At 62.9% G+C, this 20203-nt stretch carries 18 protein-coding genes and 1 tRNA gene; 15 read left to right on the top strand and 4 right to left on the bottom strand.

Annotated features, from left to right (window positions below):
* The first annotated feature begins 210 nt into the window (after positions 1-210).
* The 4 genes from NKI64_RS01970 (at position 211) to NKI64_RS01955 (ending at position 2728) form a co-directional block, all read left to right on the top strand.
* Entirely contained in the window at positions 211-483 is a 273-nt protein-coding gene (locus NKI64_RS01970) for a DUF4164 domain-containing protein (RefSeq protein WP_023670128.1), read from the top strand.
* Between the two features lie 12 nt (positions 484-495).
* The gene (locus NKI64_RS01965; protein ID WP_023670127.1) at positions 496-861 is read left to right on the top strand and encodes a cell division protein ZapA; all 366 of its coding nucleotides are present in this window, start codon (positions 496-498) and stop codon (positions 859-861) included.
* Positions 862-1051: 190 nt separating this feature from the next.
* Positions 1052-1711 carry a peroxiredoxin gene (locus NKI64_RS01960; RefSeq protein WP_023727298.1) on the top strand — a complete coding sequence of 220 codons (660 nt, stop codon included), beginning with the start codon at positions 1052-1054 and terminating at the stop codon, positions 1709-1711.
* 144 nt (positions 1712-1855) lie between these two features.
* Positions 1856-2728 carry an MBL fold metallo-hydrolase gene (locus NKI64_RS01955; RefSeq protein WP_031199864.1) on the top strand — a complete coding sequence of 291 codons (873 nt, stop codon included), beginning with the start codon at positions 1856-1858 and terminating at the stop codon, positions 2726-2728.
* Between the two features lie 308 nt (positions 2729-3036).
* On the opposite strand, the gene rpoH is transcribed toward NKI64_RS01955, so the two are convergent.
* Together rpoH and NKI64_RS01945 are read right to left on the bottom strand one after the other, a co-directional pair.
* On the bottom strand, positions 3037-3948 hold the full coding sequence (rpoH, locus tag NKI64_RS01950; protein ID WP_023670124.1) for an RNA polymerase sigma factor RpoH: 912 nt from the start codon (positions 3946-3948) through the stop codon (positions 3037-3039).
* A 244-nt stretch (positions 3949-4192) separates the two neighbouring features.
* The gene (locus tag NKI64_RS01945; protein ID WP_023735223.1) at positions 4193-5251 is read right to left on the bottom strand and encodes an RluA family pseudouridine synthase; all 1059 of its coding nucleotides are present in this window, start codon (positions 5249-5251) and stop codon (positions 4193-4195) included.
* 26 nt (positions 5252-5277) lie between these two features.
* Between NKI64_RS01945 and NKI64_RS01940 the strand changes: the two genes are divergently transcribed.
* From NKI64_RS01940 to tolA, 6 genes are all read left to right on the top strand, one after another.
* Positions 5278-5658 carry a hypothetical protein gene (locus tag NKI64_RS01940; protein ID WP_023735222.1) on the top strand — a complete coding sequence of 127 codons (381 nt, stop codon included), beginning with the start codon at positions 5278-5280 and terminating at the stop codon, positions 5656-5658.
* A 13-nt stretch (positions 5659-5671) separates the two neighbouring features.
* Positions 5672-6079, top strand: a complete 408-nt coding sequence (locus NKI64_RS01935) for a VOC family protein (RefSeq protein WP_023735221.1) — start codon at positions 5672-5674, stop codon at positions 6077-6079.
* 91 nt (positions 6080-6170) lie between these two features.
* Positions 6171-6245: transfer RNA gene (locus tag NKI64_RS01930), tRNA-Glu, on the top strand.
* Between the two features lie 683 nt (positions 6246-6928).
* Complete coding sequence (locus NKI64_RS01925) at positions 6929-7510, top strand: VOC family protein (protein WP_023683976.1); 582 nt, start codon at positions 6929-6931, stop codon at positions 7508-7510.
* A 25-nt stretch (positions 7511-7535) separates the two neighbouring features.
* The gene (locus NKI64_RS01920; protein WP_352666322.1) at positions 7536-8420 is read left to right on the top strand and encodes a glutathione S-transferase family protein; all 885 of its coding nucleotides are present in this window, start codon (positions 7536-7538) and stop codon (positions 8418-8420) included.
* 220 nt (positions 8421-8640) lie between these two features.
* A complete protein-coding gene (tolA, locus tag NKI64_RS01915; RefSeq protein WP_352666320.1) occupies positions 8641-9009 on the top strand; it encodes a cell envelope integrity protein TolA in 369 nt (122 codons plus the stop codon).
* A 135-nt stretch (positions 9010-9144) separates the two neighbouring features.
* Here the strand turns inward: tolA and NKI64_RS01910 are convergent, their stop codons facing one another.
* Positions 9145-9360, bottom strand: coding sequence for a hypothetical protein (locus tag NKI64_RS01910; RefSeq protein WP_023696431.1), 216 nt, complete (start codon positions 9358-9360; stop codon positions 9145-9147).
* Between the two features lie 292 nt (positions 9361-9652).
* Between NKI64_RS01910 and NKI64_RS01905 the strand changes: the two genes are divergently transcribed.
* The gene (locus NKI64_RS01905) at positions 9653-10564 is read left to right on the top strand and encodes a DUF2865 domain-containing protein (protein WP_023754145.1); all 912 of its coding nucleotides are present in this window, start codon (positions 9653-9655) and stop codon (positions 10562-10564) included.
* Positions 10565-10682: 118 nt separating this feature from the next.
* Here the strand turns inward: NKI64_RS01905 and NKI64_RS01900 are convergent, their stop codons facing one another.
* Entirely contained in the window at positions 10683-11039 is a 357-nt protein-coding gene (locus NKI64_RS01900; protein ID WP_023696429.1) for a hypothetical protein, read from the bottom strand.
* A 242-nt stretch (positions 11040-11281) separates the two neighbouring features.
* On the opposite strand from NKI64_RS01900, the gene NKI64_RS01895 reads away from it, so the two are divergent.
* The 4 genes from NKI64_RS01895 to pstA all read left to right on the top strand — a co-directional run bounded on the left by NKI64_RS01895 (position 11282) and on the right by pstA (position 20186).
* Complete coding sequence (locus tag NKI64_RS01895) at positions 11282-15790, top strand: PAS domain-containing hybrid sensor histidine kinase/response regulator (protein WP_023701342.1); 4509 nt, start codon at positions 11282-11284, stop codon at positions 15788-15790.
* A 497-nt stretch (positions 15791-16287) separates the two neighbouring features.
* Positions 16288-17316: a substrate-binding domain-containing protein gene (locus NKI64_RS01890; protein WP_023670113.1), complete on the top strand. Its 1029-nt coding sequence runs from the start codon at positions 16288-16290 to the stop codon at positions 17314-17316.
* 96 nt (positions 17317-17412) lie between these two features.
* Positions 17413-18873 (top strand): phosphate ABC transporter permease subunit PstC, encoded by a 1461-nt coding sequence (gene pstC / locus NKI64_RS01885; protein ID WP_023701343.1) that lies wholly within the window; start codon positions 17413-17415, stop codon positions 18871-18873.
* On the top strand, positions 18870-20186 hold the full coding sequence (gene pstA, locus NKI64_RS01880) for a phosphate ABC transporter permease PstA (protein ID WP_352666316.1): 1317 nt from the start codon (positions 18870-18872) through the stop codon (positions 20184-20186). Before pstC ends, pstA begins: the two co-directional genes overlap by 4 nt.
* Positions 20187-20203: the final 17 nt, after the last annotated feature.

The following is a 20203-nucleotide window of genomic DNA, read 5'->3' as shown; positions in this document are numbered from 1 at the left end:
CAGCCACGGGCTTTTAGTCAACAAATCGGCTGCACATTTGCCGGTCTTGTGATGGCTTTGAGACCTCATGGGGCGACCTACATTAGCGTTAGCGGGGGACAGTCGCGAGAGCTTTGTTGACGTTGCCTTCACCCGGTGCCTAATGTTTCCTTGTTAACGCGTTCTGAACGCGAAGCGATTCGGTGATGGGCAGGGCACAGGACGAAGGCCATGACCGGCGAAACCACACTCAAGGAAGTCATCCACAGGCTGGGCAAGGCCATCGAGGGGCTGGAAAACGCAGTCGCGGCCAAGCTTGAGCATGAACGCGACTATTCCGAAGCCGAGGCTGAGGTGCAGCGCATGAACGCCGACCGTTCACGGCTGGCGCAGGAACTCGACAATTCCGAAGCCCGCGCCGAACGTCTGGAAGATGCCAACAAGGAAGTGTCGCGCCGCTTGGTGACCGCCATGGAAACCATCCGCGCGGTGCTGGACAGGTAGGAGCTGCAGGCCATGGCACAGGTCACGGTTTCCATCGACGGCAAGCAGTATCGCATGGCTTGCGACGAGGGTCAGGAAGAGCACCTGATCGACCTCGCCGAGCGGTTCGACCGTTATGTCTCGCATCTGAAGGATTCATTCGGCGAGATCGGCGACCAGCGGCTGACGGTGATGGCCGGCATCATGGTGATGGACGAGCTTTCGGAGCTGCAGAAGCGGGTCAAGGGCATGGAGACCGAAGTGCAGACGCTGCGCAAGACGCGCGACGAAGCGCTGACCAAGGCCGACAAGAACGACACCGTGCTGACCAGCGCGCTCGGCGCGCTCGCCCAGCGCATGGAAGACCTGGCCACGTCGCTGGCGGTCAACAAGGCCTGAGCCTTCCCCGCACAAACGAAAGATTGTCGGCCCAACGTCGGTCCGTAGAACGAAAGTGCTCGTTCCGTCGCCAATAATAGTTTCCTATTGTCCTGCAGCCGCGATTTTTGCGCTAAGATGCGGCAATGCCGGAGCGTTGACGCCGTCCACGGCCGCTCCTGACGAAATCTGTTGCTGGGGAAATAATGCCATGAGCCTTCGTATCAACGACATCGCGCCTGACTTCACCGCCGAGACCACGCAAGGGCCGATCAAGTTTCATGACTGGATCGGCGACGGCTGGGCGATCCTGTTCAGCCATCCGAAGAATTTCACCCCGGTCTGCACCACCGAGCTGGGCACGATGGCGGGGCTCGAAGGCGAGTTCAAGAAGCGCAACGTCAAGGTCATCGGCATTTCCGTCGATCCCGTTGCGAGCCACGACAAGTGGCAGGCCGACATCAAGACGGCGACCGGCCAGACGGTGAACTACCCGCTGATCGGCGACAAGGATCTCAAGGTGGCCAAGCTTTATGACATGCTGCCGGCGGGCGCCGGCGAGACGTCGGAAGGCCGCACGCCGGCCGACAACGCCACGGTGCGCTCGGTCTATGTCGTCGGGCCGGACAAGAAGATCAAGCTGGTGCTGACTTACCCAATGACGACGGGCCGCAACTTCGACGAGATCCTGCGCGCGGTCGATTCCATGCAGCTGACCGCCAAGCACCAGGTGGCGACGCCGGCCAACTGGAAGCAGGGCGAGGATGTGATCATCACCGCCGCGGTTTCGAACGAAGATGCGGTCAAGCGTTTTGGCGCTTTCGAGACGATCCTGCCCTATCTCAGGAAGACGAAGCAGCCGTCAGCCTAGGTTTTCTCCGTCGGAGCTATTTGGGGCTTCAGTCCTATTTGTGGCAAGGCGTGCTTGACCGGCGCGCTTTGCCAGATGACCATGCTCTTGTTCAACCCGACGGAGAAAACGGTTCCTGTCGGGCAAGGGGCAGGGGGCCGGACATTGGACATCGCTTCGGCCAAACCTGAGGTCGCCGGCTTCTACGACAAGCCGACCGGCGCCATCCAGTATGTCGTCACCGACCCGGTGACGAGACGCTGCGCCGTCATCGACCCGATCCTCGACTTCGACGAAAAATCCGGCGCGACGGCGACGAAGAATGCCGACGCCTTGCTGGATTTTATCCGCGAAAACGGGCTGGAGCTCGAGTGGATCCTGGACACCCATCCGCATGCCGATCATTTCTCGGCGGCGCACTATCTCCGGGAAAAGACCGGCGCGCCGACGGCGATCGGCGACAGGATCATCGAAGTCCAGGCGCTGTGGAAGGCGATCTACAACTGGCCGGATTTCCCCGCAGACGGCTCGCAGTGGGACCGGCTGTTTGGGGAAGGCGAAACGTTCATGATCGGCAACCTGCCGGTCAAGGTGCTGTTCTCGCCCGGCCACACGCTGGCCTCGATCACCTATGTCATCGGCGACGCAGCCTTCGTCCACGACACGCTGTTCATGCCCGACAGCGGCTCGGCAAGGACGGACTTTCCCGGCGGCAGTGCCGCGCGGCTGTGGCATTCGATTGAGGGCATTCTGGCGCTGCCGGACGATACGCGCGTGTTCGTCGGCCACGACTATCAGGCCGGCGGGCGCGAGCCGTACTGGGAGAGCACGGTCGCCGAGCAGAGGGCAAAGAATATCCACCTCGTTGCGGCGCGCAGCGAAGCCGAGTTCGTCGACTTGCGCGAAGCGCGCGACAAGACACTGCCGATGCCGCGGCTGATCCTGCATGCGCTGCAGGTCAACATGAATGGTGGACGGCTGCCGGAACCGGAGGCCAACGGCCGAAGGTATCTCAAGTTTCCGCTGGATGGGCTGTAGATCGGTTCATGCTGTTGGCGCCGTCGCCGAAGCTGCCAACCTCCCCACTTGAGGGGGAGATGCCCGGCAGGGCAGAGGGGGGTGCTGTCCCGCCGACCTTTGCTGTGTGCTCGAACAATTCCAGGTTGGGGATAGTTAAAATCGCAAGCTGCGATCCGTCACGCCCCCCTCTGTCCTGCCGGATATCTCCCCCTCAAGGGGGGAGATCAGCTGTTGCCCGACTTTCGCTAACCGCCGACGGACGACAAAACAAAAAAGGCGGCGCCGGTTTCCCGACGCCGCCTTCTGTTCCTTAGCCGAACCCGGCTTTACGCCGCGGGCTGCGCCTCGATCGTGCGCAGCGCCTGCATCTGGCGCTTGGCGGCGGCCTTGACCGCGTCCTGCACCTTCTCGAAGGCGCGCACCTCGATCTGGCGCACGCGCTCGCGGCTGATGTCGAACTCGGACGACAGCTCTTCCAGCGTCAGTGGCTCCTCGGCGAGGCGGCGTGCCTCGAAGATGCGCCGCTCACGATCGTTCAGCACGGCCAAAGCACCCGACAGCATGCCGCGGCGGTTTTCCAGCTCGTCCTGTTCGATCAGCATGTCTTCCTGGCTTTCGTGGTCATCGACCAGCCAGTCCTGCCATTCGCCGGATTCACCTTCGCTGGCGCGGATCGGCGCGTTCAGCGACGCGTCGCCCGACAGGCGGCGGTTCATCGACACGACTTCGGCTTCCGACACGTTCAGCCGGGTGGCGATCTCGGTGATCTGGTCGGGCTTGAGGTCGCCATCGTCCAGCGCCTGGATCTTGCCCTTCACCTTGCGCAGGTTGAAGAACAGGCGCTTCTGATTGGCGGTCGTGCCCATCTTGACCAGGCTCCACGAGCGCAGGATGTACTCCTGGATCGAGGCCTTGATCCACCACATGGCGTAGGTCGCGAGGCGGAAGCCACGCTCGGGTTCGAATTTCTTGACGGCCTGCATCAGGCCGACATTGCCTTCCGAGATCACTTCGCCGATCGGCAGGCCGTAGCCGCGATAGCCCATGGCGATCTTGGCAACGAGCCGAAGGTGGCTGGTGACGAGCTTGTGCGCAGCGCTGGTGTCTTCATGCTCGGCGTAGCGCTTGGCGAGCATGTACTCTTCCTGCGGCTGAAGCATGGGAAAGCGGCGGATTTCTTCCAGGTAGCGGCTGAGGCCGCCTTCGCCGGAAACAATACTGGGTAGTGACTGGGCCATGATTGCGCCCCCTCTCTATTGGAGTGATGCCCCCGAAACGCGGCGGGCATGTGACGCGAGCACCAAAAGGCTCGCCCGCGGCAACTGATTTATATAGGAACAAAACCAGAAAAGACAGGCATTTGTTCAACACGAAACAGTGTGTCACGCTGAAGTGAACAATGCCGCTCAGGTTTTAGCTGGCTTGTTTAGACGCAATTCCGGACGGAAAACCGTTTCACACTTTTCCTGGAATTGCTCGGGTTCAGAGCTTGCGGAAGCCGCCGACGAGTTCCTCCATGTCCCCCGGTATCGGCGCCTCGAACCTCATCGATAAATGGGTAGCCGGGTGCCGAAATGCAAGAAGCCACGCATGCAAAGCTTGCCTGGAAAATGCCTTGACCTGACCCTTCAGCAGTTCGGGCAGCCGGTTGGCCTTGGTGCGGAAGGCCTGGCCGTAATCGGGGTCACCGATGACGGGATGGCCGATATGAGCCATGTGAACGCGGATCTGGTGGGTGCGGCCGGTTTCCAGCCGGCATTCGACCAGGCTGGCGGTGGCGAACGCCTGCTGGCCCTCGCCGAAACGCTCCTTGACGGTGAAATGGGTCACGGCGCGGCGGGCATCGTCACGGCCTTCCGGCACGACGGCGCGGCGCACGCGGTCGGCAGCACGGCCAAGCGGCGCGTCGACCGTTCCGGTCGGCCGTGGAGGGATGCCCCAAACCAGCGCCAAATAAGCACGTTCGAGGTCGCCGGTGCGGCCGTGGTCGGCAAAGGCCTCCGACAGCGCCTTGTGGGCGCGGTCGGTCTTAGCCACCACCATGACGCCGCTGGTTTCCTTGTCCAGCCGATGGACGATGCCCGGCCGCCTGACGCCGCCAATGCCTGAAAGACTGTCGCCGCAGTGGTGGATCAGGGCATTGACCAGCGTGCCGGTCCAGTTGCCGGCGCCGGGATGGACGACGAGGCCGGCCGGCTTGTTGATGACGATCAGCTCGTCGTCCTCATAAAGCACGTCGAGCGCGATGGGCTCGCCTTGCGGTTCGGCCGGTTCGGGCTTGGGCATGACGACCGATACGCGCTCGCCGGCACTCATTTTGCGCTTGGTCTCGTCGACCGGCTTGCCGTCGATCGAAACGGCACCTTGCCGGATCAGCATCTGCACCCGGCTGCGCGACATGTCAGGCCCGAGGGCGCTCGCCAGCCACTGGTCGAGGCGCTGGCCGGCCGCTTCCGCGCCGGCTTCGAGCACGGTCGGCGCCGCCTCTATGAATTGTCCAGCCTCTATCAATTCAGGGGTCTCTTCGCTATGAGCGCTCATCGAAAAAAGTTCCGGAAAGTTCTGCCATGGCCCGGCCCGTTGCCGATGAAGAAGAAAAGCCGCTCGATCCCGAGATCGAAAAGGTGCGCGGCAGGCTCATCCGTTTCATGGCCATCAATCTCGGCCTGCTTTTGCTGGCCCTTATGGTGGTGATCGCGGCCATTGTCTACAAATCGCGCAAAGCGCCGCCCGCGAACCCGCCGCTCGCCAACGACATTCCAGTTCCGCCCGGCGAGCCGCTCGTGGCCGACATAGTGCTCCCGGTCGGAGCCAAGGTGATCAGCCAGGCTCTGTCGGGCAATCGCATTTCGATCGACGCCGAGATCAGCGACGGCAGCCGCACCATCTTCGTCTACGACATCGCCGAGCGCCGTATCATCGGCCGCTTCGCCATCCGCAACAAATGAGCGGGCCGAAACAATGACCGGGTTTGCCGACCATCGCCGCATCGCAACCATCACGCTCGTCGTCGCCGACTATGACGAGGCGATCGCCTGGTATGTCGGCAAGCTTGGCTTTGTCCTCTGCGACGACATCGAGCTCGGCGACGGCAAGCGCTGGGTGACGGTAACGCCGGCGGTCGGGCAAGGGCCCCGGCTGCTTCTGGCGGAAGCGTTGGACGATGTGCAGAAGAGCCGCGTCGGCGACCAGACCGGAGGCCGCGTGGTTTTGTTTCTCGAAACCGATGATTTTGCCAGGGACCATGCGACGATGCTGGAAAACGGCGTCGAGTTCCACGAAACGCCACGCCATGAGCCTTACGGCACCGTGGCGGTTTTCGCCGACCTCTATGGCAATCTGTGGGACCTGATCGAGCCGAAACGCTAGGTCCACGAACCGACATTGCACAGAAGCGGTCCGGCCGTTCGAAGCCAGTTGCTTTTTCCAAACCGTCAGCCTATATCGCCGGTTCTTGAACGCGCCCATCGTCTAGCGGTCAGGACACCGCCCTCTCACGGCGGGAACAGGGGTTCGATTCCCCTTGGGCGTACCAAGCAACGACTTTCCTTCCGCATCATCGAAAATTTCGGGCAGCAGCCGCGCGGATCGCGTGTGACCGCGAGGGTCGGCGGCATCAGCGAAATTCGGCAAGTCCGCGCACCCGAATACACCCAATTTAAGTCAGGCCGCGACGCTTGAAAGCGTAGCGATCTCTGTTACTTGCGGTGCGGGGATAGCATCTGCGGCAACGCGGATTTGGTTGGGCATAGCAAGTATGAGTTCGGCAAAAATGATATGCTCGCGCTGTCACGGCAGCGGGCAGGTTTTCGATTGCTTGAAATGGCGTGAGTCGAAAGGGCATTGCTGCCCGCAAGGTACGCATCGGGCCGGCTGTCCCGGGCAGACCATGGCATGCGCCGAATGCGCGGGCCTGGGCACGCTGGCGGAGGCCGAACTTAGAGCCGTCGCTTAGCCAAGATTCGACAACCTTGAGCGCTTGGCTCTCCACGCATCGTTAGCTATCGTCGCTTCTGGCGCGGCGCTGCCAATTGCACTAGCATCATTGTACGAAGCCTTTCCAAAGGGCTCGTTACGGCGCGCAAAACGCCGGGGAACAGATAGGGGGAAACGCCGCCAGGCATGCACATCGGCCACGCGCATGGCGTGCGGCGATGGTATGAGGTGGCGGGATCCAAGCTCGCCCCGGAAGGCGAGGGGTCGGCGAGGAGGAGACCGATGCAGAAACTGCAGTCGCAGGGCGTCCATCACATCACGCTCGTCGGCGCCGGCCGCCAGACCTCGATCGATTTCTGGGAGGGCGTGCTCGGCATGCCGTTCATTTTCGAGCAGCCCAACCTCGACAAGCCAAGCGAAAGCCATCTTTATTTCGATCCCGGCGACGGCAGGCTGATCACCGTCTTCACCGACGAGAGCCGCACGCCGGTCAAGCGGCGCACGCCGACCGAACCGGGCTGCGTCCATCATATTGCGTTCTCGGTGTCGCGCGTGACCTTCCTGCAGGCGGTCGCTCGGCTCGATGAGCGCGCCATCAAGCACAGCGGCGTCAAGGATCGCGGCTTCATGGATTCGATCTATTTCGAGGATCCGCTCGGCCTCTTGATCGAACTCGCCTCCTATCGCTTCGATCCGCCGGCAGGTTTCACCCATGCCGACGTGCTGATGCAGGCGCACAAGCTGCGCGTTGCGCGCGGCGACTACAACATCGCCGAAGTACACCTTGCCGACGCGATCCAGACGCTGGTCGAATGGTCGCGCGCGACCTTGTCAGACGACCGGACGCCGAAGAATCCATACTGACTGCCAGCAAAAGGGGAGGACCATAATGGCAAAGACAGTGACCAAGAGCGCTGGCAAATCAGCGGCCAAGCCTGCGGCAAAAGCGGCTGCGAAGCCGGCGGCAAAAATGGCCGTAAAGGCCGCGCCGAAGGCAGCCGCAAAGCCGGCCGCGAAAGCCGCGACAAAGCCGGCTACTAAGATGTCGGGGCCGAAGGCCAAGGCGGCGAAAAAACCGGCGCTGAAGCTCTCGATGCTGAAGCCGAGCGTCAACAACATGACCGTCCGGGTGTTTGCCCGTGCGGCTGGGTTCGACGCCGCCGAGACCGACGCTTGGGGCCACACGCGCTCGCCCGAATATATGGCGCGCAATCCGGCGCATCTGACGCCGATGATCGAGGACAAGGGGCTGCCGCGCGGCGTGCTCTGGGAGAGCTGTGCCATCATGCAGTATCTCGCCAACAAGCACGGACTGGAGAAATTCTATCCCAAGGCGCCGGCCAAGCGGGCGATGGTCGACAGCGCCATGTTCTACCTGATCGGCACGCTCTACCCGTATGTGGCGCGCGCCACCTATCCGGCGCTGGGTTTTCCGCATTACGCCGGCGAGGTCGGCCATAGCGACGCTCATCCGGAGAAGAAGTCCGAGGCGCAGAAGGCCGCCATGGCCGCCATTGCCGAGCCGCTGGAGGTGTTTCACTCCTTCTTCAGGGACGGCAAGCCGTTCATCGGCGGCAAGCACCCGTCGATCGCCGACATACGCCTGGCATCGACGCTGGAGTTCCTGGCCGTCATCGACTATGCGCTGCCAAAATGGGCCAAGGAGTATGTCACGGCGATGGAGAAGAAACTCGGCCGTGCCTATGCCGAGCCGGCCGGCGACGTGCGCGGCTACATCGCCTATGTGAAGTCGCAGGCCAGCGCGCAACGCTAAGGATTCATTAACCAGAACGCTGTCTATTGAAGGCACCGCGCGACCACGGATGTACTGGCGCAAGGGTGAAGGGAAAGGTCGGCGCAATGCCGGCCTTTTGCTTTTCGCCGATGCGCCATCAGGCCCGTCTCATGCCGCAAAGTCTGACATCAGGCATATTGCCACAGTCTGCTTCGACCCTACCATCATGGTCGGCGGACGACACACGAGGAGCTTTGCGATGAAGGGCGTAGCGAGAGTGTTTGCGATTGCCGGTGTTGTGTTGGTCGGAGGCTACCCGTGCAATGCCGCGCCGCTCGACACGATGGCGGAGGTCGGCGATGCCATCCAGGCGTGCTGGACGCCGCCGGCGGGTGCTGGAAATGCCAGCGTCACCTTGAGCTTCAGCTTCAAGCGCGACGGCACGCTGATCGGTACGCCGCGGCCGACGGCGATCAAGGTCGATGGCGATGCGGATACCAGGAAGTCGTTCGTCGACGCCGCAACCACTGCCCTGCAAAAGTGCCTGCCGTTGAGCTTCTCGCCGACGCTGGCGCAAGGCGTCGCGGGCAATGTCTTCACCGTGAAATTCGCTTCGCCCAAGCAGTAGGCGAGCGGGCGAGCGTTTCACCGTTTTCACAGAAACGGCGACCCCCTCTCTCGTTGTCTTGACGCAATTCCCAGGGGAAAGCGCTACGCGCTTTTCCCGGAAAAACGACTCACACTTTTCCTGAAGTTGCTCTGATCAGTTGTGCAGGCGTCTGATATCGACATGCCGCTGCAGTTCCGGCGTCTCGAAGACGTAGTCGGCCCAGGCGGATTCCGGAATCTGTCCGGCCAGATAGCATTCCAGCAACAGGCTCTGTTCGGGATCGAGCGCTCTCGGCGCCCGCTCATGGTCCAGCCCCAGCGAGTGGAACAGGTTCCTGGTCAGGCCAGAGACAGTGAAGTGAATAGACATCTTCGTCTCCTTTGCCCGACACAACGCGAGACACCGGAGAAAGGTTTCATCCGCAAGGGCCCGATAACGCGGGATCGATGATTGCGGGCGGCCTGGCTCGCCCGAGCCTGGCTTCGTCTCATCTTGAAACAAAAGTGTAATAGCGAATTTACAGGAACCGGCATAATACACTCGGCATAAAATACCTGGCGGTTGCTGGCGTCTCTTGAATTAGACTTACCTCCCGCATTGAGGCTCAATCGGCTGGAGCGGCGATCGGCTCCACAGGGGTACAAGGAACCAGGTGTCGCCGATGATGCGTTTGTGGCTTGTCGTGACCTTTGCACTGGTGTCGGTAGCGGCAAGCGTCCTCGGCATTTCGGCTTCCCTTGCCGATCCATGCGCCGCGCTCAGGAGCCAGCTGGCACCGTCCGGCCGCAGCGGCGGGATCAGCTCCGAGCTTGCGCAGCTACGTCGCCAGCTTGCGGCGATCCAGGGGCTGGAGAGGCAACGCCGGTGCACGGCGCAAAGTGCGGTGGGGGGCTTCTTCAATGCTTGCGCCGACCTCGCCAAAAGCCGCACACAGGTGCAACGCCAGATCGCCGGCGCCGCGATTTCGCGCCGGGATGCGTCCGGACTGCAGGCCAGGCTCGTCGCGCTCGGCTGCACGCCCGCCGCCGGGCAACAAAGACAGCGTCCGGCTGGCGCCATGATCGGCAGCAATTCGATGCTGTTTTGCGTTCGTCTCTCGGACGGCTATTTCTTCCCGGCGCCGAAATCGCAGTTCGTGCAAGGCGGCGATGCCAAGGAGATGGTCGATCAGTGCCGCTACATCTGCGACGATGCCGGCGTCGACCTATACACGCTCAGTGACCCAAGCCTTGAAACCGAAGAGATGGTCGCGCTCGATACGCGCACATCCTACAAGGACCTGCCGACGGCCTTCAAATATCGCAATGATGCGAACTTCAGGGCCTGCGACCTCAAGCGCTATCACCGGCGCGTTGCCGAGCTGAGAGCGCGCACGGTGACGCCAGCCAATATGGCCAACGCGATCATTCCTTTGCCGTCAGCGAAGCCGGATCTTGGCACCGTGGCGCAACTTCTCCAGCCTGGCGCAGACGCTGCAGAGGCCAGGGGCGCCGCCCAGCGACAGTCGGTCGAGCCATTGGCCGGCTCGCGGCCGGTCAGGGTGGTCGGGCCGGCTTTCTTCCCGGCGGAGTAACCTGCGCCTAGAGCGTTTCACCGTTTCACCGAAACGGCGAACCGCTCTATGTCTTTGTTTTACGCAATTCCGGACGGAAAACCGTTTCACACTTTTCCTGGAATTGCTCTAGTACCAGCTATTCGCAAACCATCCTGTAGCGTTTGCCGGGTTCGCTGACATTCTTGCAGGTGAGCGGATTGGCCGGTTCGGAAGCCATGCTGGGCGGGCTGGACCTGACGTGCCGCCTTGGCGCAGCTATTTGTGTCGTGTGCCTGCGTGCCGCGGGCCGGTAGGGCTCCTGCGGCGGTGGCGTCGGAAACACACCGGCTGCCGCCTGCATCTGGCTGGCCTCAGTCTGCGACGGATCGCGATCCCAGACCCGCCTGATATCGAGCGGCTTCGGGATCACCACCGTGCCGTCATAGCTGCGTGCGCAGCCGCTGCCCGCAAGCAGCGCCAGGCACAGGAAACAAGGCACGATCCAACCGGTCATCAGCAACACCCCCGCTGACTTATAGCCCGGCCGGGGTTCCGCCGACAACCGGCGGAATACCGCAGGGCAATGTGGCTCTGGCCGCAGTCTGGATTGGTTATAGTTAGCGGATCATTAATGCTTCTCGGGCACATTCCGCCGGCGAACCGCTGAGGGGGTTCGGCCTTGGCTTTCGGGGTGGGAACGGGATGGCTGACGGGACTGTTGGAACACGTGGCGGACGCGGTTCCCTAAAAGGGGTGGTGAACGGCGAGGATACGTCCGTCGGGGGTTCGCCCGAAGCGCTGCGCGAACTGGTCGGGGCCGGCGCCGACTGGGTCTGGGAGACCGACGCCGAGCTGCGCTTTTCCTGGCTTTCGGAGAACTACCAGGCCGCCACCGGCATCGATCCCGCCAGCATTCTTGGCCGTTTCCGCTTCGATTTCCTCAAGCAGATGGTGCACGGCAATCGACACGCCGCCGCGCATCTGGAGGATCTGCAGGCGCATCGGCCGTTTCGCGACTTTGTTTATGAGTTGAAGGGCGGCCGTCCCGGCTGCCGCTGGGTTTCGATCACCGGTTCCCCGCGGTTCGACGGCGAAGGCGAATTCATCGGCTATCGCGGCATCGGCCGCAACGTCACGGCACTGGCCGGTGCGCTGGACGAACTGCGGCAGGACGAGAGCGATCCGCCGGCCGGCGAGGCTACGCAGCACCTCGCCGATCTCGAGCGGACAATGGATGCCATGCATATGGGCGTCGTGGTGCTTGACGCGAAGTTCGACACGCTCATCGTCAACAAGGCCTATCGCGAGCTCTCCAGGATCCCCGACGGCGCCGTCACGGTCGGCGCGCCGTTCAGCCTGTTGATGGAACTCAACCGCCGCAACGGCATCTACGGCGATCTCGATGGACAGCAGTGGCAGCACTACCTCGCCACCCGCATCGAGGAGATCAGCGCCGGCTCGGTTGCGCCACGCGAATTTCTCCATGCCAATGGCAGGACGATGATGTTCTCCGTGACGGCGTTGTCCGGCGGCAAGCGGCTGTTGACCTACTACGACGTCTCCGAGCTCAAGCGTCGCGACGCCGAGATCGAGAGTGCCAACGCCAAGATCACCGAGACCTTCGCCAATCTTCGCACGATGGTCGACCAGATGCCGATCGGCGTGCTCGTCCTCGATGCCGACATGCGCGCGGAGGTGATCAACCGCGCCTTCTATGATTTCTGGGAAATCGATCCCCGGCGCGCCGGCATCGGCTGCGGCTTCCGCGAACTGATGCAGGCCAGCCGCGATATGGACCCGTACGGTGCTGACGATGCGGAATGGCAGGACCACATCGCCGAGCGCGAAGCAGAAATCTCGGCCGGCCTGGTGGGCTCCAGGCAACTGCCACGCAATGACGGCCGTACGCTGATTGCCTCGCTGGCGCCGCTCGCCGGCGGCAAAAGGCTGATCTCCTATGTCGACGTCACCAACATGAAGGATCGCGAGGCTGAACTCGCCCAAGCGCTGGAGAAATCGCGGCTGGCCGAGGCGGTGATCAACGGCGTCAAGGACCCGATCTTCGTAAAGGACGACAATCTGCGTTTCGTCTTCGTCAATGAGGCGTTTTCGGCACTGTTCGGACAGAGCCCGCAAGCGATGCTGGGCAGGCCCGGCGGCGACTTCCTCAAGCAAAAGGACGCCGCGCAATTCGAAGACAGCGAACGCGCCGTGCTGGCGACCGGCACGCCCTACGAGGTCGAGGAGACTTTCGACGCCGAGGGCGCCAGCCGCTCGCGCATCGTGCGCAAGAACCGCGTCGGCATGCCCAGTGGCCGCAACTATGTCGCCGGTTTCCTGTTCGACATTTCCGACATGAAGCGCCGCGAGACCGAGGCCGAGGACGCGCGCAAGAACCTCGCCACGGTGCTGGAGTCGCTGCCGGCGGCCGTCATCATCTATGACCGCGACGACAAGTTCATCTTTGCCAATCGCAAGCTGCAGGACACGCTGCCGGCGCTGAAACCGGCATGGCAGCCCGGCCGCACCTTCCGCGAGGCGTTGGAACTTGGACATTCCGTGGGATATTTCCGCTTCAGTGGCGATCCGGAGACCGACAAGCTCTATGACGGCGATCGAGACATCTGGCTGGATGCCATTCTCGCCCGCTACCGCCTGCCGAACTCCTCCTACGAACGGAGCAATCCCGACGGCCGCTGGTATCAGGTCTACGATATGCGCACCGAGGACGGCACCTTCATCGGCGTGCGCGTCGACATCTCGGAGATCAAGAGCCGCGAAAAGGCGCTGCAGGAAAGCATGCGCCAGATCGACCTGTTCCGCCACGTCATGGACGAACTGCCGGTCGCCGCCTTCATCAAGGCGCAGGATCTGAGCATGGAATTCGTCAACAAGGCCTGGTGCGCGCTGACCGGCATCCCCAAGGAGGAGGTCATCGGCCGAACCGATCTCCAGCTTTTCGGCATAGACGACGCCGAAACCTACACCCATGACGACACCCAGGTCGTCGTCACCGGCCGCGGCCGCGAGATCGAGGAGCCCGTTACCCATCGCGACGGCACGGTGCGGCAATTGATGACGCGCAAGAGCCGGCTGGTGGCGCTCGATGGGTCGGTGCACCTGGTCGGGTCCAGCACCGACATCACCGACGTCAAGGCGCGCGAGCAGGCGTTGGAAGAGAGCATGCGCGAGAACGAGGTGTTCCGCAATCTCATCGACAACGTGCCGGTGTCGATCTACGCCAAGCGCTCCGACCTCAGGCAGTTCTACGTCAACAAGGGCTGGTGCGACCTCACCGGCCTCCGCAGGGAAGACGCGATCGGCAAGACGGACATCGAGATTTTCGGCGAGGACGGCGAAGCCTTCGTCAACAGCGATCTCGCCGTGCTGCGCACAGGCGATACACAGGAGATCGAGGAAACGGTGACGCTTGCCGACGGCAGCGTGCGCCACCAGTTCGCCCGCAAGGGCGCGATGATCGCGTCCGATGGTTCGCTCTATCTGATTGGGTCGACCACCGACATCACCGAACTGAAGCTGCGCGAGGCCGAACTGCGCGAGGCGCGCCAGCGCGCCGTACTGGCCGACCGCGCCAAGTCGGAATTCCTGGCCAATATGAGCCACGAGATCCGCACGCCGATGAACGGCGTACTCGGCATGGCCGAGTTGCTGGCCAAATCCGACCTCGATCCCAAGCAGAAGACGTTCACCGACATCATCGTCAAATCGGGTAACGCGCTCTTGACCATCATCAACGACATACTGGACTTCTCCAAGATCGATGCCGGACAGCTGGTGCTCGACCCTGCGCCCTTCAACCTGCCCGAAGCGATCGAGGATGTGGCGACGCTGATATCGACGCGCGCCAAGGAGAAGGACCTCGAGCTCATCGTGCGCGTCGAGCCGGGCCTGGAAAGCCTGTTCGTCGGCGATGTCGGTCGCATGAGGCAGATCGTCACCAATCTGGTCGGCAACGCGGTGAAGTTTACCGACGAAGGCCACGTGCTGGTCGACGTGACCGGACAAAGGGGGCCGACGGGGACAAAGCTTACCGTTTCGGTCACCGACACCGGCATCGGCATTCCGCAGCAGAAACTGAAGCTCGTCTTCGAAAAATTCAGTCAGGCCGACACCTCGTCGACCAGACGCCACGAAGGCACGGGGCTCGGGCTCGCCATCACCTCGCGGCTGGTCGAGTTGATGGGCGGCGAGATCGGTGTCGAGAGCGCCGAAGGCAAGGGCTCGACCTTCTGGTTCACCGTGACATTGCCCAGGGCCGAGGAACAGACCGGACGGCGGATCATGCCGGTCGACGTGACCGGCTCACGGGTGCTGATCGTCGACGACAATGCCGTCAACCGATCGATCCTGAGCGAGCAGATGGCGTCATGGACCTTCGATTCCTGCGCCGCCGAAAGCGGACCCGAAGGGCTCAAGGTGCTGGTCGCCGCGGCTGCCTACGGCGTGCCGGTCGATTGCGTCGTGCTCGATTATCAGATGCCGGGGATGAGCGGCGCCGAGATGGCGCGCGTCGTGCGCAGCACCGCAGGGCTGGCCGACACGCCGATCATCATGCTGACTTCGGTCGACCAGTCGCTCGCCAACACCAGCTATCGCGATCTCGGCATCGACGCCCAGCTAATCAAGCCGGCGCGTTCCTCGGTGCTTCTGGAAACGCTGGTCGCCACCATCCAGCGGCACCATCACAATATCACAGACGGCCGTGTGCTGCCGGCGGCAAGCAGCGGTTCCGGCGGCGGCAGGAACGAACCGTCGCCGGCAAAGCCGCCGCTCGCTGCCTCGGAACGCGCCCTGCTGCAACCGCCGCCGGTTCGTGCCCGCGCCCGGGCCGCCGGGGATGAACGTCGGCTCGACATCCTCGTTGCGGAGGACAATGAAGTGAACCAGATGGTGTTCACCCAGATAATCGGCGAAACCGGCTACAGTTTCGAAATCGTCGGCAACGGCCGCAAGGCGCTTGATGCCTTCGGCCGGCTTAATCCGCGCATGATCCTGATGGACGTCTCGATGCCGGAGATGAACGGGCTCGAGGCCACCGCCGCAATTCGCCGGCTGGAAGAACATACGGGTATGCATATCCCGATCGTCGGCGTCACCGCGCATGCCTTGAAGGGCGACCGTGAGCGCTGCCTGGAAGCCGGCATGGACGACTATCTGCCCAAGCCGATCAGCCCCAGGGCGCTGCTCGAAAAGGTCGAGCGCTGGGTCGGCATATCAGGCGAAGCCCAACGAGACGCTGGATAGCAACCTGCGGCGCCGGCCGGGATTCGGCCGCGCCGCAACAGCCAAGGCTATGGTGCGATCGCACCATATCAAAGCTGGCGCCCAGTCAGGACAATGGTCGCAACGAAACCGCTCATTCAGTTACGGGCGGGAGCAAGCGACCGCCGACAAGAAACAGCGTCGAATCTACCCCAACGGACCTGTTTTTGGCGATGGCTCGGCCAAAATTCGCTCTGGCCACGGGCAACGCGCTCCCGTCCGGTTTTTCTTTCTCGGCATCGCGGCCTGCGATCTGCCGGGACTTGATGCCAGCACGAATCGCGCAAGCGTCTGATTCCAGCGGCAACTTCCATCCCCACAAACCGGCTTAAAGGCTGCGGCTCACGAGGCGTCTGTGCGACGTTACCGGGCTGACACGAAACTGTCATGCGACTGTAATAATCGAAGGCTATTGGCCTCAGCGGGCGCCGGTTTGAAGAGGGCGCCAAGAGACCATCTTCCGAACAGGAGCAGGCCACATGAAGAAATTCCTCGTTACGGCATCGGCCGTGGCGGTAGCGTTCGCCGCATCGTCCGGTGTCGCCGCTGCGCGTGACCAGATCCAGGTCGCCGGTTCGTCGACCGTGCTGCCTTACGCCAAGATCGTCGCCGAGCAGTTCGGCGAAACCTTCACCAACTTCAAGACCCCGGTGGTCGAGTCCGGCGGCAGCGGCGCCGGCATCAAGGAGTTCTGCAAGGGCGTCGGCGAAGACACGATCGACATCGCCAACTCCTCGCGCCCGATCAAGAAGGACGAGCTGAAGTCCTGCGCCGACGCCGGCGTCAAGGACGTCCAGGAAGTCCGCATCGGCTATGACGGCATCGTCTTTGCCACCGACATCAAGGGTCCGGACTGGGCGCTGGTTCCCGCCGACATCTACAAGGCGCTCGCCGCCAAGCTGGTGGTCGACGGCAAGCTGGTCGACAACCCGAACACCAAGTGGAACCAGGTCAATCCGAAGCTGCCCGACTGGGATATCGCCGCCTATATCCCGGGTGAGAAGCACGGCACCCGTGAAGTGTTCGAGACCAAGCTGCTCGACGCCGGCTGCGACAAGGCCGCTTTGAAGGCTGCCGGCATCGCCGACGACAAGGAAATCGGCAAGACCTGCATCGCCATCCGCAAGGACGGCAAGGCTGTCGACATCGATGGCGACTACACCGAGACGCTGGCCCGCATCGACTCCAACAAGACCGGCGTTGGCGTGTTCGGCCTCGCCTTCTACGAGAACAATGCCGACAAGCTGAAGGTCGCTACCGTGGAAGGCATCGTGCCTTCGACGCAGACCATCGCCGATGGCACGTACCCCGTGTCGCGGCCGTTGTTCTTCTACGTCAAGAAGGCGCATCTGGGCGTCGTTCCCGGCCTCAAGGAATATGTCGAGTTCTTCCTTGATGACCAGATGATCGGCCCGGAAAGCCCGCTCGCCCAGTACGGCCTGGTTTCCGCTCCCGACGCCGAACGTCAGGGCCAGCGCGACGCCTTCGCCGCCGGAAAGACAATGTAATCAACCGACCGGATCAGGGCGCGGACCAAATCCGCGCCCTGATTTCGCCGCTTGCCGCAACGGCGGCGGCGATCTGAATTTTCCCTGGGGTGGGTGATGTCGTCCTTGCTCGTACTCGCCATAGTCATTGCCATAGGCGTGGTCGCTTTTGTGATCGGCCGCCAGCGCGCCGCGGCGCAGGATACCGGCAAGGTCAAGCCGCATTCGCGCGCGCATTATCATGGCTGGTGGGCCTTTCTGATCGCGGTCCTGCCTGCCGTCCTTTTGCTCGCCGTCTGGGATATCGGCTCTTCCTTCTATCTCGACCGGCATATCCATGCCGCTTTGCCCGAGCGCACCGCCGACACAAAGGTGGCCAGCGAAGCGCTCGACGCCAGCCTGGTGAAGAGCCTGGCCAAGGGCCTGCGCCGGCTCGATGGCGATACCGCACTTCCCGCTACTTTCGCCGAATTGCAGCCGCTGCTCGCCGCCAAGGGCGTGGCACTGGCCAGCGACACCCAGGACTATATGATTCCGATCGCGGTCGAGGCGAACCAGGTCCAGGACCGGCTCGGCCTGTTCAGCGCCGTGCTGACCTTCGCGCTGTCGGTCGCCGGCGCCTTCTATGCGCTGAGGCAGATCGCGCCGCGCGCCAGGGCGCGCAACAACGTCGAGAAGCTGATGCTGTGGGGGCTGCTTGCGGCCTCGACCATCGCCATCCTGACCACGGTCGGCATCGTGCTGTCGATGCTGTTCCAGACCATCACCTTCTTCGAGAGCGTGTCGCCGATGAGCTTCTTCTTCGGAACGGTGTGGGATCCGCGTTTCGCCGCCGCCGGTTCCGGCGGCAGCCAGGGTCAGTTCGGCCTGATCCCGCTACTGGCCGGCACGCTCTACATCGCCGCCGTTGCGCTTCTGGTCGCAGTGCCGGTCGGGCTGATGTCGGCGGTCTACATGTCCGAATACGCCTCGCGCAGCGTCCGGTCGGTGGTCAAGCCCGCGCTTGAACTGCTGGCCGGCATCCCGACCATCGTCTACGGCATCTTCGCCGTGGTCACGCTCGGACCGTTCCTGCGCGACCTCTCGGCAGCCCTCACCGGCGGCTCTCCCTTCATCCAGGGCCAGAGCATCTTCACCGCCGGCCTGGTGATGGGCGTCATGCTGATCCCGGTCGTGTCCTCTTTGTCCGACGACATCATCACCGCGGTGCCGCGCGCAATGCGTGACGGCTCGCTCGGCCTCGGTGCCACGCGCTCCGAGACGATCAAGCGGGTGATCCTGCCGGCGGCACTGCCCGGCATCGTCGGCGCCATCCTGTTGACGGCGTCGCGCGCCATCGGCGAGACGATGATCGTCGTGCTGGCGGCGGGCGTCGCCGCCAATCTGACGGCCAATCCGTTCGAGGCGATGACGACCATCACCGTCAAGATTGTCAACCAGCTGACCGGCGATCTCGAGTTCAACTCACCGCAGACGCTGGTCGCCTTCGCGCTCGGCCTGACGCTGTTCGCGCTGACGCTGGTGATGAACATCGTCGCCCTCTACATCGTGCGCAAGTACCGGGAGCAGTACGAATGACCGACATCCCCCTGGACACGATGGCGGGTGCCGTCGCGCGTCCGCGCCGCGACATCGGGCTGAAGGCGCGCTATGCCGCCGAACGCCGGTTCCGCATCTATGGCGTGATTGCGATCTCGGTGGGCCTGGCGTTCCTGGCCATCATGCTGATCACCATCGTCTCGAAAGGCTACACCGCCTTCTGGCAGACGACCGTGACGCTGCCGGTGACCTTCGACGAGAAGGTGATCGATCCCTCCGGCAAGCGCGCCACCGACCCTACCGTGCTGATCAAGGCGAACTATCCCAAGCTCGCCGAAAACGCGCTGGTGGCCAAGCTCGGCATCGATCCGGCCAACAAGCCGATGATGCTGAAGCTCAAGGGCTTCCTGTCGGAAGGCGCCCGCGTCCAGCTGCGCGACATCGTCTCCGCCGATCCGTCGGTGATCGGCAGGACGCGTGACGTCGACATCCTGGCTGCCGCGAACCTCGACTCGGCCTTCAAGGGTCAGATCGACCTCGGCGTCGATGAAGCGCGCCGCAAGGTGTCCAACCAGCAGATCGACTGGATGAACAAGCTCAAAGCCGATGGCGCGATGGCCGAGCATTTCAACACCGGCCTGTTCAGCTATGGCGCCTCCAGCCGGCCCGAAACGTCGGGCATGGGCGTGGCCATCATCGGCTCGTTCTACATGATGGTGATCGTGCTTTTGCTGGCGCTGCCGATCGGCGTCGCCGCCTCGATCTATCTGGAGGAGTTCGCCAAGAAGAACCGCTTTACGGACCTGATCGAGGTCAACATCAACAATCTCGCGGCGGTGCCGTCGATCGTCTTCGGTCTGCTTGGCCTTGCCGTGTTCATCAACTTCCTCGGCATGCCGCGCTCGGCTTCCTTCGTCGGCGGCCTGGTGCTGACCTTGATGACATTGCCGACCATAATCATCACCACGCGCGCCGCCCTCGCCGCGGTGCCGCCGTCGATCCGCTCGGCGGCCCTAGGTCTCGGCGCCTCCAAGATGCAGATGGTGTTCCATCACATCCTGCCGCTTGCCGCCCCAGGCATCCTTACCGGCACCATCATCGGCCTGGCGCGTGCGCTCGGCGAGACAGCACCGCTGCTCTTGATCGGCATGGTCGCTTTCGTCGCCGATTATCCGACGACGCCTTTCGATCCGGCGACCGCGCTGCCGGTTCAGATCTATATGTGGGCAAACGAGGCTGAGCGCGCTTTTGTCGAGCGCATGTCCGGCGCCATCATCATCCTGCTCGTCTTCCTCATGGCCATGAACATCACCGCGATCGTGCTCCGGCGCCGCTTCGAGCGGCGCTGGTAGAAAAAAGGCAATTTGGT

This window comes from Mesorhizobium sp. M0478 (assembly GCF_040321305.1).
Taxonomy (GTDB): Bacteria; Pseudomonadota; Alphaproteobacteria; order Rhizobiales; family Rhizobiaceae; genus Mesorhizobium.
Note: the sequence above shows the minus strand (reverse complement) of the source record. Positions and strands in the feature narration are given on the sequence as shown.